Origin of the sequence: Cellvibrio fibrivorans (genome assembly GCF_031457055.1) — a bacterium.
Classification (GTDB): Bacteria; Pseudomonadota; Gammaproteobacteria; order Pseudomonadales; family Cellvibrionaceae; genus Cellvibrio; species Cellvibrio fibrivorans.
In genome coordinates this window covers 137,289-153,487 of record NZ_JAVDVX010000006.1, presented here as the reverse complement: position 1 = coordinate 153,487, position 16,199 = coordinate 137,289, and the positions used below count along the sequence as shown (strand labels likewise).

Sequence of the window (16,199 nt, the reverse complement as noted above, 5' to 3'; positions counted from 1 at the left end):
TGATGAGAAATCCCCGAAGTGAAAACAACGGGGATTTTTTTTGCCTATCTTCGGCATCCGTGCTGGTTTACCTGCCTATTATCGGACAACATTAATGAGCATTAAACAATCCATCTTCGCCGCGCTCAAAAAAAATCTCTTACCCGGCTTAGTATTGCAGTTATTTGCCGCCAGCATTTTAGTTATTTACTTTTTTGTTCCCGCCTCCAGACCGCTATTCACTTTATTTGGTGAATTAAAACAAACCTACGGCTTTGGTTATTCTTTTATCGCCACGGCTTTGTTCGGCGGACTCATTCCCTTTTTATATTTACTGCTAACAAAAAGCCTCGCCCCCAATCGCAACGTTGTAGGCCTACTGTTTTTTTATATTGTCTTTTGGGGGTTAAAAGGTATGGAGGTGGATTTTTTCTATCGTCTGCAGGCCGACTGGTTCGGCAACGGCAACGATATAAAAACCATCGCAACCAAAATGGCGATAGACCAATTCCTCTACAGCGCACTCTGGGCCGCACCGGGCATCACAATCGTGTATTTGTGGATGGAATCCAATTGGAATTTTACTGAAACAAAACAAGCGCTGACCAAAGAATTTTTCTGCGTAAAAATTCCCACGGTAATTTTATCGAATTGGCTGGTATGGATTCCGGCGGTGTGTGTCGTCTACGCCATGCCAGCGGAGTTGCAGATACCCCTGTTTAATCTTGTGTTATGTTTTTGGGTATTGTTGTTGGCGGTATTAAACAAAAAGTAGCATTACATCGCATTCGATTGCGCCGGGCGGCGCAATCGAATAACACCTTTACGCGCGGCGTTTTCTCGCTGCGCATAAACCTAATAAACCCAAGCCCATCAGCAGCAAACTGCCTGGCTCTGGTACTTCTTGCGCATCCACGGCGATACGGAAGATCAGGTATTCGTCGTGATTAAAACCAGGGGACGTTGGATTGGTATCACCATTACTGCTATACCATGACCAACGTGCAGCTGCATCAATCTCTGGGCGTAAACCCCATGGGCTTGCACCATTACCGTCACCTGCAGTAGTTGCAACCCAGCCACCGGAAGGGTTATTGCCCGCATTTGCCAACAACAATTGACTGGTCAGCTCAGCAAAATCACTGGTTGTTCCAGAGTAAGGGGCAAAACCATAACGGCCAGTGGCAGTCACTTGCCATTGTGGGTCGTTACTGTAAAAACGGTCGTTGTTCAATAAGTTAGTAAATTGCGCCAGGAAACCTTGGGCAACAGCAATATCCGATTGAGTAACAACATAAATAAAATTGTTAGTCGGCAGATCGAAAGCGTAGCTCTCGGTGGTAGTCCAGTCGCTATCGCTGCCTACAAAGTTAGTTGCTTGTGTCTCTGTGCCGTAGTAAAGCGCGTAGGAATTATCGACGGTAATATCTACCTCAAACGGAATTGCATTTGCGTGCAACGCAACACCACTAAAAAGTAAACCGCCTAATATGTTGGTAAAGAGTGAAGATCGATTCTTGAAACTCATGATTAATCCTTTGGGTAATTATTAAAACAAGGTTTGATTAAGGCATTGGTACTGCAGTTACTTCACCAAGAGCGTGTGCATAAAAACACCACGGCATTGTATGGCCAAGGGAGAATAAAAACATCTGTCGAGGATTTTTACAGGAAATTATCGGCTGGGGATCTGCATGGCAACGCGGTTGTCGTATAAATATGCACGAAACAAAAACGGGAATTGTATTGCACGATTACTAGTTGCTGCACAAATATAAACAGCCACTATTAATCGCGCAACAGTTTGTTAGATGTGATCAAAATGTATAAGTCGCACCAACAGAAATCATATTGAGGTCATCAACTGCGTCGAGATCAAGCACTTCATATTCGGCTCTGATGCCAAAAGATCCAAAGCTCAGTTTTGCGCCCGCGCCATAGGCAGTTGCCGATTCTGAATCATTAAAATCAATATCATCGATAATTGAATCCATATCCGTATCGGAATAACCCAATTTACCGAATAACCCCAGCGGGCCAACATTAAACCCAAGAACGCCAAATAATTCTGATGACACAATTTCAGTATTCAGGTTCTCATTGCCAAATTTTCCGTACTCGCGATAATCGGCTTCAATCGCCAAATCCAAAAATGGTACTAACCCGAAGTTGTATCCAAAGAAAACCTTGTGGCCATTGTCCTCATCATCCAATTTGAACGATGTGTCGTCTCCAAAATCAGACTCAACCGAGGTTTGGCCGACACTACCACCAATGTAAAGCCCGGATTCAGATCCCGCCACAGCCACTAATGGCAAAGAGGTCAGCAGAAGGAACAATGGCGCCACAATTAACTTTTTCATAAAACACTCCTCTGGGCCGAACAGTTAATTAGGATAAGACAGGAATTATCTACAGCAAAAGTAAGATGCGTATTGGCGTAATGCACCTGCTAGATTACAGCCTAAACACTTACAGCGGGTTTGTCGATTGAGGTTTTGTGACGGGTGTGCAGTATCGGTCCTTAATTACTGCACAATAAGAATTTTTTCATTCCACAAGGCGCCAACTAATGGCGACGGATTAAGTGTGCCAACGCATGAATATGATCGGCGCGGTCATTCAGCGCAGGTATGTATTGGTAGTGTTCACCGCCGGCATCCATAAATGTATGGCGATTTTCTACCGCCAACTCTTCCAGGGTCTCCAAGCAATCGGCGCTAAACGCGGGAGATAAAATTGCAATATTTTTAATACCTTCGGCGGGTAAGTTTTTCAGGGTTTCATCGGTATAGGGCTTCAGCCATTCGGCGTAACCGAAGCGCGACTGGAAACAGGCCATGTAATCATCTTTATTCAAACCTAATTTTTCCGCCACAAGACGTGTGGTTTTAATGCAGAGGCAGTAGTAGGGATCACCCAATTCGAGATTGCGTTTGGGAGTGCCGTGATAAGAAAAAAGTATTTTTTGCGGTTTGCCATTTTTTTCAATGTGCTCGCGTACTGAATTCGCGAGTGCATCGATGTATAAAGGTTCGTCACAATAATTATTAATAAAATGCAATTCCGGTACCCAACGCCAATCCTTAAACTCTTTTGCAACAGCATCAAAGGTTGAGCCAGTAGTGGGCCCAGCGTATTGTGGATAAAGCGGAAGCACTACGATTTTACGCACACCTTCATTTTGCAGTTCGCGTAAGGCGCTCGCGATAGAGGGATTACCGTAGCGCATACCGAGCTTCACGCTGTAACCATCACCCAGTTGTGCCTGTATCGCCGCTTGCTGCTGTTTACTGATAGCCAACAGCGGCGAACCTTCACTAGTCCACACACCCTGGTAAAGCTTGGCAGATTTTTTCGGGCGCACGCGCAAAATAATACCGTGCAAAATAAAAAACCAAACCAGCTTTGGAATTTCGATTACCCGCGGGTCTGATAAAAACTCACCCAGATAACGACGCAGGGCCGATGCTGTCGGTGCATCGGGTGTCCCAAGGTTTGCCAGTAGCACTCCCACCTTGGCGGGTGGTTTATTGGCGGCGTGGAAGACCGGATCAACATCATAATTCAGGGCGCGGAATTGGCTCATGTAATTTCTCCGGGAGGGAAGTAGTCGGTAACAAAATGCCGCACAACATACTCGCTCACTGAATGAAAATCCAGCGTGCGGGATGGTGATCGCAATAGCAGAAGCGTGCGTACAAACACATGGAAGCTGATTATCCAGCATATCGAGGATCAACCTTATGCCATTGCCCCAGCCGACTAATCGCGCCCAGCTCTATTATGACGGCCGATGCCCATTGTGCGCGCGGGAAATGGCTTTTTTACGCAAATTCAAACATGCGGGACTAACTCTGGTTGATACACATCAGCTATTACAACTCACCGACGAAGAACAAGAGCAGATGCTGCGCAACTTGCATTTGCAAATGCCCGACGGCAGTTGGCGTTTTGGCGTGGAAGCAAACGTAATTGCCTGGTCGTTTACCCCCATGGGATTTTTATGGAAGCCCTTGCGTTGGAAAATTTGGGCAGCTGTTGTCGATAAAATTTATCAGCGTTGGGCCGACCGCCGCTACTGTCGCAGCTATGCTTGCACTGTAACTCAAGGAGTTAAATCATGAACATCAGTACTCGTGCATTGATTTTTAGTTACAGCGACTGCGTACACTATTTGGCAGGAATTACAGACGAACCTGAAGGGAAGAGTGAGCTAGCTCGATTGCTGAAAGATGATGCGGGCAAGTTACGTAAATTTCCAAGCTTGTATCGCGCACAACTAGCATTGAAAGAAATGGGTTTTGAGCGTTGCTGGTTGGTAATGCACTCACCTTACGACGAAATGATTGGCAATGGAGCAGCGCAAAAAACCGAGCTACCTATGCCGCTTGCGGCGATAAATTAAGTTTGCCTTAAGGATTTAAAAAATCACCGCTGGAGATTTTTTCCAGCCCTGCGATGGGGTGCTGGTACGAATAAATCCATGCCATCAGCGAAGTGCCCTTATCAGTTACGACCGTTATTTGTTTACGCTGATACTCCTGATCAGGTTGCGATGGATAAGTACATTCTTCGTAAGCATCCAGCCGTTGAAGCTGTTCGTTGGAGCTTAATCGGTATACCTCCCCAAGCACCCAGCCCGCTGCATCATCCAGCACTAACGCGGGATAATAACTCACCCGATAAAGGCTGCCTCTAACGTTTGCACTACCAACAAACTCCGCATTCGCCAAATAGGTTTGATGCGCGCCTGTTGTGCAAGCGCGCCGCAGGGTGCCATAGACAAAAATATATTCAGTCTGCATGAAAATTGGGCGCAGCAAGCGGCGCCCCTACGGGTTTTTATTGTGGGGATAGTTGGTAAATCTTTGCTTTGCTTTCATCGGTGACCAAATACACCAAGCCATCGGGCCCTTGTACGACATGACGCAGGCGTTGATCCAATTCTTTGGCTAGCGAGCGTTCTTCTTTGGTAATTTTTTCGCCATCGACTACTAAACGCACAAACGTTTTATCTTTCAGGCTGGTGAGTAGAATATTATTTTTCCACTGCGGAAATTTGTCGCCCGTGTAAAAAATAAATCCAGCTGTGGCAATCGATGGCACCCATTTGTAATTGGGTTGTTCCATTCCTGCTTTGTGGGTGCCTTCGCCAATTTTTCCACCGCCGTAGTTTTCCCCGTAGGTAATCACTGGCCAACCGTAATTTTTTGCCGCGCGATCAATATTTAATTCATCTCCACCCTGGGGGCCGTGCTCGCCAGTCCACAACTCTTTAGTGATGGGGTTTATTGCAGCGCCTTGCATATTGCGATGTCCATAGGACCAAATCTCTGGCAACGCACCAGGTGTTTTTACGAAAGGATTATCCTTGGGCACAGTACCATCGGCATTAATGCGAACCACTTTACCTTGATGGTTATCGAGTGTTTGTGCTTTGTCTTTTTCACTGTAGCGATCGCCCAAGGTGATAAACAGGGTGCCGTCCGGTGCCCAGACCAAACGCGAACCAAAATGTGCACCCGAATCAATTTTTGGTTGCTGGCTAAATACACGCGTGACATTTCCAAGTTTATTGCCATTGAGCGTGGCAAAACTCACAGCAGTGCTATTGCCGCCCTTGCCCGGCTCTGAATAACTGAAATAGATTTTTTTGCTGCTGGTGAAATCCGGTGCGAGCACCACATCCAGTAACCCACCTTGACCCTGCGCATAAATTTCCGGCAGGCCTGCAAGAGGCTCACCCACTTTGCCGTCGGCACTCACAATGCGCATACGTCCACGACGCTCAGTGACCAGCATGCTGCCATCGGGTAAGAACGCCATGCCCCAAATATTCTCCAAACCTTCGGCGATGGTTTTAACCTGAATATTGCCTGTTTCTGTTTTTACTGAAAGTGTTTTTGCGTTTGCAAAGGGTGTGATTGCGGCGATACACAGAACGAGACTGAGCGTGCGAAGTTTCATATTGATCTCCTGAGAAGTTGGCTCAGGGTAACAAGGCGGTTGTGCAAGGGCAATTCAAGGTTTGTTAAGCAGGTTAACATTCGTGCGGCGCAGTTGCTTCCGGCTCCTGCGCGTATTTTTCTTTCATAAGGTGCAGAAAATGTTTGAGACTTTTGCTATCGCTGGTATCAAATTTTTCATCGGTCACCACAATCGACTGAATGCGGTCCAGGCGGAAGGTGCGATAGTCATCGCGCAGATGACACCAAGCCACCAGCGTCCACACCTTGCCCCAAAAAATCATGCCGAGAGGTTCGATGGTGCGCGAGCTGTGCTGTTCGTCGGCGCGCACATAATCGATCGCCACCCGCTGGCGCAAACGGATCGCCTCGCGCATCGGCTGGCTGTGGGCGGTGTAATACTTTTGCACTTCCTCCATATTTGGCACCAGCAGCGGCAAGCTCTCATCGCTGTGTCGCAAATGATCGGGTAATACGGAGAGAATTTTCTGGATCGCCTGATTAGCGTGGATAGCCATATCCGTATCACCCCAACTGCTAACCATGCGCGCACCGAGCAGCAGCGCCTCGACCTCTTCGCGGTCAAACATCAGGGGCGGCAACTGATAGCGGTGCGACAGGCGATACCCCACGCCCGCCTCCCCCTCAATCGGCACGCCGGACAAACTGAGCGATTGAATATCGCGGTAAATGGTTCGCTCGGAAACGCGCAGGTGCTCACTCATCTGCTTGGCAGTGAGCACGGTGCGACGGTTGCGCAACAGTGTGGTGAGTTGAAACAGGCGTTCGGCGCGATGCATAAAAGACTCGGGAGCAGGAAGGAGGGTGCGCTATGCTAACCAGCGTCCCTGACAGTTTATGTCAGTAAGCGATTAAATGTTAAACGGCCTTTCAGCATGTACGCCCTAAATACCGGTCAATTTGTGCTAAAGGTCTGTTTTTCGCTGCAAAAAGTGATCGCTTACGATAGTTGCTGTGCTACCTTTATTGGACGTTATCCCGCGCGCATCCCCATGTGATTGACCCGAACAAGGCGAGTTTATGCAGATTTTTTATCCCGAGATAAAACCCTACCAGCGTCACCAAATTGCCGTAGAGCCTCCCCACGAACTGTATGTCGATGAATCCGGCAACCCAGATGGCATCCCCGTGCTGTTTGTCCACGGTGGGCCAGGCGCAGGTTGCGGCAAGTATGACCGCCGCTTTTTTGATCCGGAAGTCTATCGCATTGTCCTGTTTGACCAGCGCGGCGCAGGCCGTTCGCGCCCGCATGCGGAACTGGAAGGCAACACCACGCAAAAACTGGTGGAAGATATTGAAGTAATCCGCACTACACTCGGCATCGATAAATGGGTGTTATTCGGTGGCTCATGGGGCTCAACGCTTAGCCTGGTCTACGCCCAAACCTATCCCGAGCGCGTGCTGGGTTTAATTTTGCGCGGCATTTTCCTCTGTCGCCGCGAAGACCTGCTCTGGTTTTATCAGGAGGGCGCCAGCCGCTTATTCCCTGATTATTGGGATGACTTTGTTGCGCAAATTCCCGAAGCGGAACGCAGCGATATGATTGGCGCTTACTATCGCCAGCTGATCGGCGACAACCAAATCCAACAGATGACTGCGGCAAAAATCTGGTCGGGCTGGGAAGGGCGCACCGCTACCCTCAAACCCTGCCAGGATGTTGTGGATTCCTTTACCGAGCCACATCGCGCACTCTCGCTGGCGCGCATTGAAGCCCATTATTTTGTGAACGACGCCTTCCTTGAGCACAACCAGATTTTGCGCGATGCCCATAAACTTGCCGGAATTCCCGGCACCATTGTGCATGGCCGCTACGATGTGATCTGCCCGCTCGATAACGCCTACGCATTGCACAAAGCCTGGCCTGGATCAGAACTGCAGATTATCCGCGAAGCGGGCCACGCCTCGCGCGAGCCGGGCATAGTGGATGCATTGATCCGTGCCACCGATGACTTAGCCAAAAGTTTGCTGCACACCGGTGATCAATTGGCCTAATCATCCTGGTAACCAAAACGGTAACAACGGAGCCGCTGGGCTCCGTTGTTATTTTTGCAGCGGCGTTTTATAGCCGCTTTTTGTACTAGACAATTCGATGTTATGATCCAGACCGCAGACTCAAGATCTGCCACTATCGCACTTGCGTACAGTGATAATAAACACCTTACTGACGATCAGGCTGAGTAGATAATTAATAAGATGCCGTACAGCCGCAGCGGAGCAGTGACCTATGTATGACGTCATTTTTAACACCCATGATGTAGTGCTGTTAATGACAGCCTATCAATGTATTTTATTTGCACTCTTGTTGCTTACAATCAAGCGCGACAAATATATCCGCAATGTTTTTCTCGCCTTTTTTTTGCTACAGCAAGCTGCTATTCCCCTGGATATCTTAATCAGCTTCGGTGCTGAGTTTCGCCATATCGCGATTAAGTGGTCCCCGGATTTATTTTACGTATTTGGTTTTGGTTACTGGCTGGAAGGCCCTCTGCTACTCTGGTATACCCGCTCGCTGATCTACAAAGACTATCGTTTGCGTTTAAAAGACATTATTTATTTGCTGCCGTTTATCGCCTATGCGGGCTATCAATTAATTTTTTATTACAGCTTGGATGTGACCGATAAAGTCAGCATCCAGGAAGAGTACGATTTATCTGTCGCGCCACAAATCATGAATTACGTTACCCTGTTCCGCGAACTCTTCCGTGTGGCATTGGGGATCATTTGCCTGATTGAAATCAAACGCTACACCCAACACATCCGTACCAATTTTTCAGACATCGATAAAATCGATTTGACCTGGTTAAAAATTCTGGTGATCGGGTTTTTGGCGATTCGTTTTTGGGCAGTATTGGTCGCAGCCATGATTATTCTTGCCATTAGCTTTGGCATCAGTACCAATTTTGAAATCATGGGTTTGATTGGCAACTACACAACCTTCTTTATGGTAAGTGTGTTGATCTTCTTTGGCCTGGGGCACTCCAGTGTATTTGAAGGATTGGAGCAACGGCAAACGCCTAACGAAGAGCCCGCAAAAGATGAGCCAGAGCAGGCTAAAGAAAAAATAACCCCCGAACTGATCGCGCAAATTACGCAGTATATGGAAACCGAAAAACCGTATCTAACCCCGGCACTAACGCTGGAAAAACTGGCGATACAAATGCGCATTCCCGCGCGGCTATTATCCAATATTATTAATCGTCATTTTAATTGTCATTTTTTTGAGTTTATTAACTCCTATCGTATCGATGAAGCCAAGCACATGCTGTCCAACCAGAATCAATCGGACAAAACGGTGCTCGATATCATGTTGGATGTTGGCTTTAACAGTAAGGCTACCTTCAATACCCTGTTTAAGAAAAAAGTGGGTATGACCCCGAGCGAATACCGTAAGTCGGTGAATACGCTTTAATTTTATTGAGTAAGTTTTATGCTAGGTACTTTATGTTAGGTCTCATACAGCGCGTCAAAAAAGCATCTGTTACTGTCAATGAAGAAATCACCGGCGAAATCCAACAGGGCATTTTATTACTGCTCGGTATCCAAAAAAATGATACCGAAGAAACCGCCAACAAACTGATCGATAAAATCCTTGCCTACCGGATTTTTTCCGATGAAAACAACAAAATGAATTGTAATATCCAGCAGATCGACGGCGGTGTTCTGGTCGTCTCACAATTCACCCTCGCCGCCGACACCAAAAAAGGCCTGCGCCCCAGCTTCTCTTCCGCTGCACCACCCGCCCAAGCTGAAGCGCTCTACGATTATTTTGTGGCACAGCTGCGCAGCAAACACTCGCAGGTTGCCACTGGGATTTTCGCGGCGGATATGCAGGTGAGTTTAGTGAACGACGGGCCAGTGACGTTTATGTTGGAGATGGAATAGAACATCTCCCAACTTATAAAGTTTACTTTTAATCACGGAACCGATTTATGCAAATTCAATTAGCAAACACACCCGAAGAAAAAATCGCATGTTTTGCAGTCATGTCTGAACTGCGCTCACACCTGTCACTTGACGCTTTCATGGCACTTGTTGAGCGAATGCGCAAGACTCATGGCTATGAGTTGGCTTATCTGGATGATAACGGCATTAAAGCGGTGGCGGGAGTTCGTATTGCAGAATGGCTATACACGGGTAAATATCTGGAAATAGACGATCTGATTACAACGGCGACAGAACGATCGAAGGGTTATGGCGCCGCATTGTTTGATTGGGTTGCAAACTACGCACGCGAACACAACTGTATTCAGGTGCGGTTGGTATCCGGCGTGCAAAGAATTGATGCACACCGGTTTTATATCAACATGGGAATGAAATTCGAAGCTAAATATTTTTCGTTGAATCTGTAATAAATTATCCTGAGCAATCATCTATCGATTTAAGATAAATCTATGTATCAGTGCGCGCACCCATATTCTGCATATCGTAGCCTGAGGGTGCTTGATAAACCCGCAAACCAAATTCTGGCACTATGGCAAAAATGTGATCAAAAATATCCGCTTGGATTGCCTCGTAATTAGCCCAGCCAGTGTCATTCGAAAATGCATAAATCTCCAGCGGGATGCCGTTCGCATCTGGTGCAAGTTGGCGCACGATTTGCGACATGTTGGGATGAATGGATTTGTGCTGCTTCAAATACATGCGCAAATACGCGCGAAATGTCCCAAGGTTAGTCAAGCGGCGGCCGTTCACAGGCGAGCTTAAATCGATCTTGGTTTGATTATTTTCAATTTCTATCTCGGTAAGTTTTCGCTCGATGTAATCGCTGAGTAACGCAGCGCGACGCAAACGTTTGATATCCTCCGGCTGCAAAAATGTTACGCTGGTAGCATCAATATGAATGGCACGTTTAATCCGTCGTCCGCCCGATTCGGTCATGCCGCGCCAATTTTTAAACGAATCGGAAATCAATGCATAGGCAGGAATCGTGGTAATGGTGTTATCCCAGTTGCGAACCTTCACTGTCGTCAGGCTGATGTCAATTACTTCGCCGTCGGCGCCAAATTTAGGCATCTCCAGCCAATCGCCCACTGCCAGCATTTCATTCGCAGAAAGCTGAATGCCTGCGACAAATCCGAGAATGGTGTCCTTGAATACCAACAGTAGCACTGCGGTCATTGCGCCTAAACCGCTGAATAATAAAACTGGCGATTTGCCGATTAATAGCGAGAGTGAAAAAATAATTGCGATAAGTGCTGCAATCAGTTTGACACTTTGAAAAATTCCACGGATAGGTAAATTCCGTTTTTGACTAGCAGGCCGAAAAATATCTTCCAGAAAATTCAGCAGCGAAAAGAGTGATAAGAGCAAGTAAAACAAAATCCACAAATGTGCAACCGTACTCACCAGGCTAAATATGTCAGAATCTTTGGGTAGCCAAATGCGCGCCTGCACCAAAAACACAAAACCCTGAAACACCAATGCAATGCGGCTGAGTAACTTGTGTTGGTAGAGCGCCAGGCTCCAGGGGATTTGTGATTTATGCGCACTGCGTTTAAACCAGCGTAAGATTACTGAGTGCAGTAAAAAATGCAGCACCAGCGCCGTCACTAAAAAAATTCCCGCCACTATCAGCGCGTAAGCCCATTCACTGTATTCCCAGTTATTGGTTTTAAGCCACTGTACAATGTGCGCTTTCAGTGTTTCTCCAAGCTGCATGGTGGTTCCTCTTGCGGTGTGGATAGTGCGGTCGCCGGAGTATAACAGAGCATAAAAAATATCAGTCATCACGCCGCTAACTAACCGGCAGCCATAAAAAAACCCAGCACGAGGCTGGGTTTGGATGCAAGGGAATGTTAGTCAATCACGCCTCATTGTTCGGCTTGCCAATCGTGGCCAATATCCCACCATCCACATACACAATTTGCCCGGTCACAAAATCACTAGCTTTCGAAGCAAGGAAAATCGTTGCGCCTTGCAAATCATCTGGATCGCCCCATTTGCCTGCGGGGGTGCGGTTAATGATGAAATCATTGAACGGATGGCCGTCTATGCGAATGGCTTCGGTTTGGCTGGTGGCGAAATAGCCGGGGCCAATGCCGTTGACTTGCACATTGTATTTTGCCCACTCGGTGGCCATGTTTTTAGTGAGCATTTTCAAACCGCCTTTTGCGGCTGCGTAAGCGCCGACAGAATTGCGGCCAAGTTCGCTCATCATCGAACAGATGTTAATAATTTTTCCCTGGCGACGCTCAACCATTTTGCGTGCGATGGGGCGGGTCATGGTAAATACACCGGTCAAATCGATTTTGATCACTTCTTCAAAATCTTCCAGAGTCATTTCTAATAAAGGTGTGCGTTTGATGATGCCAGCGTTGTTCACCAGAATATCGATTGGGCCGTGGTCTTTTTCGATTTGATCGACAGCGGCTATAACTTGTGCTTCATCAGTCACATTAAATTTGTAACCAAAGGCTTTAAAACCTTTTTCGCGATATTCGTTTACCGCGATGTCGATTTTTTCTTGTGAAGAGTTGCCGTTGATAATTAATGTGGCGCCTGCGCTTGCGAGGCCGCTGGCCATGGCCATGCCCAAGCCATGGGTCGCGCCGGTGACCAGTGCAATTTTTCCGGTTAAATCAAAGAGTGGGTGATTCATGTTTGTATCTCTATCGAGAAAGATTTGTTATTTGGAATTCCTCCCATATTTCGCTAGGCTCCATACGGGCTACGAATAAAAAATCGTTATTTCAATTCGCTCGGCTTATGGAAATCCATATCGGTGTAGTCCATATTCTCGCCTGCCATGCCCCAAATAAAGGTGTAGTTGGCGGTGCCGACACCTGAGTGCATTGACCATGGCGGCGATACTACGGCTTGCTCATTGCCCACCCAAATATGACGAGTTTCATTCGCTGGGCCCATAAAATGGCACACCGCATGAGTGTCGGGGATGTTGAAATAAAAATAAGCTTCCATCCGGCGGCTGTGGGTATGCATTGGCATGGTGTTCCAGATGCTGCCGGGTTTTAATTCGGTCATGCCCATTTGCAATTGGCAAGTATCGAGCACGGTGCTAATCATCAATTGATAAATGTCGCGCTCGTTACAAGTGTCGCCGGCGCCCATATGCAGTACTTTACTGTTTTCCTTGTTTACTTTCTTAGTCGGATGGCTCGTATGAGCAGGTGTGGAGTTCAAATAAAACTTGGCGGGATTGTTTGCATCATCGCTGCTAAAAAAGACTTCTTTTGCGCCGCGGCCAATGTAGAGCGCCTCTTTATTGCCGATTTCATAGATTTCTCCATCAACCGACACCTTACCGCTGCCACCAATGTTAATTGCACCTAGCTCGCGACGATCCAAAAAGAATTCCATTTTCAGTTGGTCGTAGGTTTCCAGTTGCACGGATTTATTAACCGGCATAACTCCGCCTACCATCAAACGCTCGTAATGGGTGTAAGTGAATTGCACTTCATCGGCGACAAAAATGCTTTCTACTAAAAAGTGTTTGCGCAATTTTTCGGTGTCGTAGTGTTTGTAGTCGTCGAGGTGGACGGCAAAACGCTCTTCAAGGACTTTCATAATAAACCTTCTGTTTTCGGCTAGGCCATTGCAAAACGGCATTCATGGTTGATAACTAAACGGTGTTGTGTACGCAAGCCAGTGAAAAATTAACACTGGCTATGCGGAGCATTATTATTTTTTAAGTAATTTATACATTTCCACACCCGCCAGAATAAACGGGGTGTTGCCTTTTGCATCATTAGAGACAATGCGCTCGGTCATGTAATAGTCGTAGCTGCCGTCGCGGCCGAAACCTAAACCGGCAACCAAGCATTGATCATTCATGCTAACTTTTCCATCGGCATGCACAGTCACAAATTCATTGATCATGCCTTGGTAACTTTTTATCGCAACGTCGCGATAGAATTCCGGCAAGTAACCTTTGTTAACGCCCTTGATATAAAAATAGGTGAACATAGCACTAGCGGTTGATTCGCGATAGTTGGCGATGGCGCCGGGCTTGTCGATAATTTGCCACCAGGTACTTGTCTCAGCATCTTGGTAACGCAAAATATCGGCCGCTAATTCCACGCTGATATCGATTAAGGTTTTGCGCAGTTCAGTTTCTGATTCTGGAATAAAATCCAACACATCTACCAAGGCCATCGCATACCAGCCAATGCCGCGTGCCCAAAATTGCGATGCACGGCCATGTTCTTTATCTGCCCACAGAGCTTGTTTTGATTCATCCCATGCGTGGAAATACAAACCAGTTTGCGGATCGCGCAATTGATTACGTGCAATCACAAATTCATGCACTGCTTCTTTAAAACTTTCATGTTGTTGTTCGCCGGTTTCATAGAGCGATGCGTATTGCGCGAGAAAGGGCATGCCCATGTAAACACCGTCGAGCCACAACTGATTGGGGTAGGTTGCACGATGCCAGAATGCGCCTTCGCTGGTACGTGGATGACGCTTTAAATTTTCCCGCAAAAAATCTACCGCTTTGCGATATTTTTCTTGCTTGGTGCGCTGCTCCAGCAGAATGACCATTTGACCTGGTTTGGTTAAATCGATACTGAATAGATCCGGTTCAAACGTGTGAATATGGCCGTCGTCGCGGATATAACTACCCGTTACCGTTTCCAATGCTTTTTGATAGGCGGGATTAGGGCTGATGCTGTCCAATTCTTGCAGTGCATGAATTTGCATGCCCACCACATCGTATTCAAATTTGCCGGGGCGCTTGCGGTATTCATCCCAACCTTGATAGTGATAGTTCAGGGTTTTGCGTTCCAATTCTGAATCCGCCAAACCTTTAGCCCATTTCAATGCCGCTTCTGCATCAACCGGATTTTTCTTCGCATCAGCACTGAGTGTTGATTCAAAACGCACACGCGGTGCTTTGGTCAAGCGCCCCACTTCGCGGTCGAGATAGGCTTTAAAATCCGCTTCGGTTTTGATGCCATCCAATTCGTGTTCCCAGGCTGCGAGGAAATAATATTCCAGTTCGCCACCTTTATCTTTCATCACCGATACATAAGAATTTTCATCGGTGGTTTGTTCAGCGCGATCATCGCGGCGGAAAATAACCGCCATACCCAAATGATCATTCTCGCCACTTAAACTTTGTTTGCCCCAGCTTGCCACATAAGTCCAGGCGTAACCGCTAATATTCTGGTTTCCTTCAATAAGCGTGGTGCCTTTATGTTTTACTAAACCAATTGCGAGGTTAGGTAATTGTTGACTGGATTTGAGTTTGACATTGACCAAGCGACTGCCAGCATTCATAGAAAAATGCGCACCCAAATCCACTTTTTGATTGTTGATTTGCCAGCCGTTGTAATTGATTTTGAAACCGGAATAGAGATTACCATTGTTGGTGATAATCGCATCGCGTGTATCCACGAGCGAAACCAGATCAACACTTTTTCCATTCCAGAAACCAAAACCGCCCATGCCGAGCGATTTACCGACTTTTAAAACGTCCACTCCCCAATCAGCATTTAAGTGATAGGAGTCATAACCGTCCAGACCTACTTTTTGTAAAACCACATCGCTGGTTTTTTTACCGAAGATATCAAAACCATTGCGCCAATCGAGATACACACGGTAGGCAACTTTATCCGATTCAATACCAGGGCCTTCGTAGCGAATCCAGTAGGAGTGATCGGTGTATTGCGGTGGTGGCGTTACGCTTTGCACATTTTTAAAGGTGCCGCCGATATATTCTTTACCTTTCCACTCTCCGCCTTCTTTAATCGAAATTTCCGCCTGGGTTTGTTTTCTCAGCGCCGGTTTGGCGATGACAGGATCGCTGGAAATAGTGAAGGATTTTATTTCTGCTGGATTAAAATCAGCAGCTAGCAACAAGCCATCGAGAGTGCCGTCGCCATCGGTATCGACGGTTTGTGATGGTTGTGCGACGTTACCGGCTAAAATATTGAGATGGTTAACAGCGGCATTATCAGCTGTGATACCTAAATCATAAAAAGGAAAATAAATGGCTTCTTGCTGCAATGCAAAATTATTGGCATTGGTAATTTCTGCCGTTGCCAATTGATGGTTGACAGTAACGGGTTGCGCAACAGGTGTTGTAGCAGTAGCTTGTTGTTCGTCGGTTTTTTCGGGTGAGCAACCAGTTAATGCTGCCAGAAAAATACCACCATAAATCACTCTGCTTTTAAACAATACACTCACGCTGCACACCTCTTGTCGTTCAATAAAAGTCACGCACTAATAATCAAACAGGGATGCCAGCAAGCTGGCATCCCTTTTTGTTTT

18 protein-coding genes are annotated in these 16,199 nt (G+C 46.8%); 8 read left to right on the top strand and 10 right to left on the bottom strand.

Annotated features, from left to right (window positions below):
• Window positions 1-94: 94 nt before the first annotated feature.
• Window positions 95-754, top strand: coding sequence for a hypothetical protein (locus J2X05_RS16060; RefSeq protein WP_310074343.1), 660 nt, complete (start codon window positions 95-97; stop codon window positions 752-754).
• A gap of 48 nt (window positions 755-802) precedes the next feature.
• On the opposite strand, the gene J2X05_RS16055 is transcribed toward J2X05_RS16060, so the two are convergent.
• From J2X05_RS16055 to hemH, 3 genes are all read right to left on the bottom strand, one after another.
• Window positions 803-1,507, bottom strand: coding sequence for a PEP-CTERM sorting domain-containing protein (locus tag J2X05_RS16055; RefSeq protein WP_310074339.1), 705 nt, complete (start codon window positions 1,505-1,507; stop codon window positions 803-805).
• A gap of 289 nt (window positions 1,508-1,796) precedes the next feature.
• Window positions 1,797-2,342: an outer membrane beta-barrel protein gene (locus J2X05_RS16050; RefSeq protein ID WP_310074336.1), complete on the bottom strand. Its 546-nt coding sequence runs from the start codon at window positions 2,340-2,342 to the stop codon at window positions 1,797-1,799.
• A gap of 206 nt (window positions 2,343-2,548) precedes the next feature.
• The gene (hemH, locus tag J2X05_RS16045) at window positions 2,549-3,568 is read right to left on the bottom strand and encodes a ferrochelatase (protein ID WP_310074334.1); all 1,020 of its coding nucleotides are present in this window, start codon (window positions 3,566-3,568) and stop codon (window positions 2,549-2,551) included.
• Between the two features lie 157 nt (window positions 3,569-3,725).
• Between hemH and J2X05_RS16040 the strand changes: the two genes are divergently transcribed.
• Window positions 3,726-4,106 carry a thiol-disulfide oxidoreductase DCC family protein gene (locus tag J2X05_RS16040; protein ID WP_310074332.1) on the top strand — a complete coding sequence of 127 codons (381 nt, stop codon included), beginning with the start codon at window positions 3,726-3,728 and terminating at the stop codon, window positions 4,104-4,106.
• On the top strand, window positions 4,103-4,387 hold the full coding sequence (locus J2X05_RS16035) for a DUF6482 family protein (RefSeq protein WP_310074329.1): 285 nt from the start codon (window positions 4,103-4,105) through the stop codon (window positions 4,385-4,387). Before J2X05_RS16040 ends, J2X05_RS16035 begins: the two co-directional genes overlap by 4 nt.
• Window positions 4,388-4,394: 7 nt before the next feature.
• Here J2X05_RS16035 and J2X05_RS16030 read toward each other — a convergent pair whose 3' ends face one another.
• The 3 genes from J2X05_RS16030 to J2X05_RS16020 form a co-directional block, all read right to left on the bottom strand.
• Window positions 4,395-4,805, bottom strand: a complete 411-nt coding sequence (locus J2X05_RS16030) for a gamma-glutamylcyclotransferase family protein (protein ID WP_310074327.1) — start codon at window positions 4,803-4,805, stop codon at window positions 4,395-4,397.
• 19 nt (window positions 4,806-4,824) lie between these two features.
• Window positions 4,825-5,949 (bottom strand): PQQ-dependent sugar dehydrogenase, encoded by a 1,125-nt coding sequence (locus J2X05_RS16025; RefSeq protein ID WP_310074324.1) that lies wholly within the window; start codon window positions 5,947-5,949, stop codon window positions 4,825-4,827.
• Between the two features lie 73 nt (window positions 5,950-6,022).
• Window positions 6,023-6,748, bottom strand: coding sequence for a helix-turn-helix transcriptional regulator (locus J2X05_RS16020; RefSeq protein WP_310074321.1), 726 nt, complete (start codon window positions 6,746-6,748; stop codon window positions 6,023-6,025).
• A gap of 96 nt (window positions 6,749-6,844) precedes the next feature.
• On the opposite strand from J2X05_RS16020, the gene J2X05_RS16015 reads away from it, so the two are divergent.
• The 5 genes from J2X05_RS16015 (at window position 6,845) to J2X05_RS15995 (ending at window position 10,318) form a co-directional block, all read left to right on the top strand.
• Window positions 6,845-6,967 carry a hypothetical protein gene (locus tag J2X05_RS16015; RefSeq protein ID WP_310074318.1) on the top strand — a complete coding sequence of 41 codons (123 nt, stop codon included), beginning with the start codon at window positions 6,845-6,847 and terminating at the stop codon, window positions 6,965-6,967.
• Between the two features lie 22 nt (window positions 6,968-6,989).
• Entirely contained in the window at window positions 6,990-7,961 is a 972-nt protein-coding gene (gene pip, locus J2X05_RS16010) for a prolyl aminopeptidase (protein WP_310074315.1), read from the top strand.
• 232 nt (window positions 7,962-8,193) lie between these two features.
• Window positions 8,194-9,378 carry a helix-turn-helix domain-containing protein gene (locus tag J2X05_RS16005; RefSeq protein WP_310074312.1) on the top strand — a complete coding sequence of 395 codons (1,185 nt, stop codon included), beginning with the start codon at window positions 8,194-8,196 and terminating at the stop codon, window positions 9,376-9,378.
• Window positions 9,379-9,410: 32 nt separating this feature from the next.
• Window positions 9,411-9,851 carry a D-aminoacyl-tRNA deacylase gene (gene dtd / locus J2X05_RS16000; protein ID WP_310074310.1) on the top strand — a complete coding sequence of 147 codons (441 nt, stop codon included), beginning with the start codon at window positions 9,411-9,413 and terminating at the stop codon, window positions 9,849-9,851.
• Between the two features lie 47 nt (window positions 9,852-9,898).
• A complete protein-coding gene (locus J2X05_RS15995) occupies window positions 9,899-10,318 on the top strand; it encodes a GNAT family N-acetyltransferase (RefSeq protein WP_310074308.1) in 420 nt (139 codons plus the stop codon).
• Between the two features lie 40 nt (window positions 10,319-10,358).
• Here J2X05_RS15995 and J2X05_RS15990 read toward each other — a convergent pair whose 3' ends face one another.
• The 4 genes from J2X05_RS15990 to J2X05_RS15975 all read right to left on the bottom strand — a co-directional run bounded on the left by J2X05_RS15990 (window position 10,359) and on the right by J2X05_RS15975 (window position 16,115).
• Window positions 10,359-11,627: a mechanosensitive ion channel family protein gene (locus J2X05_RS15990; protein ID WP_310074306.1), complete on the bottom strand. Its 1,269-nt coding sequence runs from the start codon at window positions 11,625-11,627 to the stop codon at window positions 10,359-10,361.
• Window positions 11,628-11,772: 145 nt separating this feature from the next.
• Window positions 11,773-12,567, bottom strand: a complete 795-nt coding sequence (locus J2X05_RS15985; protein WP_310074301.1) for a gluconate 5-dehydrogenase — start codon at window positions 12,565-12,567, stop codon at window positions 11,773-11,775.
• 86 nt (window positions 12,568-12,653) lie between these two features.
• Window positions 12,654-13,493 carry a 5-dehydro-4-deoxy-D-glucuronate isomerase gene (gene kduI / locus J2X05_RS15980; protein WP_310074297.1) on the bottom strand — a complete coding sequence of 280 codons (840 nt, stop codon included), beginning with the start codon at window positions 13,491-13,493 and terminating at the stop codon, window positions 12,654-12,656.
• A gap of 114 nt (window positions 13,494-13,607) precedes the next feature.
• Complete coding sequence (locus J2X05_RS15975; RefSeq protein ID WP_310074294.1) at window positions 13,608-16,115, bottom strand: DUF4861 family protein; 2,508 nt, start codon at window positions 16,113-16,115, stop codon at window positions 13,608-13,610.
• Window positions 16,116-16,199: the final 84 nt, after the last annotated feature.

Coding starts and splice junctions, on each gene's coding strand:
- J2X05_RS16020 (WP_310074321.1), bottom strand. CDS start 6,748: ATGCATCGCGCCGAACGCCTGTTTCAACTCACCACACTGTTGCGCAAC.
- J2X05_RS16015 (WP_310074318.1), top strand. CDS start 6,845: ATGTACGCCCTAAATACCGGTCAATTTGTGCTAAAGGTCTGTTTTTCG.
- J2X05_RS15990 (WP_310074306.1), bottom strand. CDS start 11,627: ATGCAGCTTGGAGAAACACTGAAAGCGCACATTGTACAGTGGCTTAAA.
- J2X05_RS16035 (WP_310074329.1), top strand. CDS start 4,103: ATGAACATCAGTACTCGTGCATTGATTTTTAGTTACAGCGACTGCGTA.
- J2X05_RS16050 (WP_310074336.1), bottom strand. CDS start 2,342: ATGAAAAAGTTAATTGTGGCGCCATTGTTCCTTCTGCTGACCTCTTTG.
- J2X05_RS16005 (WP_310074312.1), top strand. CDS start 8,194: ATGTATGACGTCATTTTTAACACCCATGATGTAGTGCTGTTAATGACA.
- J2X05_RS16025 (WP_310074324.1), bottom strand. CDS start 5,949: ATGAAACTTCGCACGCTCAGTCTCGTTCTGTGTATCGCCGCAATCACA.
- J2X05_RS15985 (WP_310074301.1), bottom strand. CDS start 12,567: ATGAATCACCCACTCTTTGATTTAACCGGAAAAATTGCACTGGTCACC.
- J2X05_RS15995 (WP_310074308.1), top strand. CDS start 9,899: ATGCAAATTCAATTAGCAAACACACCCGAAGAAAAAATCGCATGTTTT.
- J2X05_RS16060 (WP_310074343.1), top strand. CDS start 95: ATGAGCATTAAACAATCCATCTTCGCCGCGCTCAAAAAAAATCTCTTA.
- dtd (WP_310074310.1), top strand. CDS start 9,411: ATGTTAGGTCTCATACAGCGCGTCAAAAAAGCATCTGTTACTGTCAAT.
- hemH (WP_310074334.1), bottom strand. CDS start 3,568: ATGAGCCAATTCCGCGCCCTGAATTATGATGTTGATCCGGTCTTCCAC.
- pip (WP_310074315.1), top strand. CDS start 6,990: ATGCAGATTTTTTATCCCGAGATAAAACCCTACCAGCGTCACCAAATT.
- kduI (WP_310074297.1), bottom strand. CDS start 13,493: ATGAAAGTCCTTGAAGAGCGTTTTGCCGTCCACCTCGACGACTACAAA.
- J2X05_RS16055 (WP_310074339.1), bottom strand. CDS start 1,507: ATGAGTTTCAAGAATCGATCTTCACTCTTTACCAACATATTAGGCGGT.
- J2X05_RS16040 (WP_310074332.1), top strand. CDS start 3,726: ATGCCATTGCCCCAGCCGACTAATCGCGCCCAGCTCTATTATGACGGC.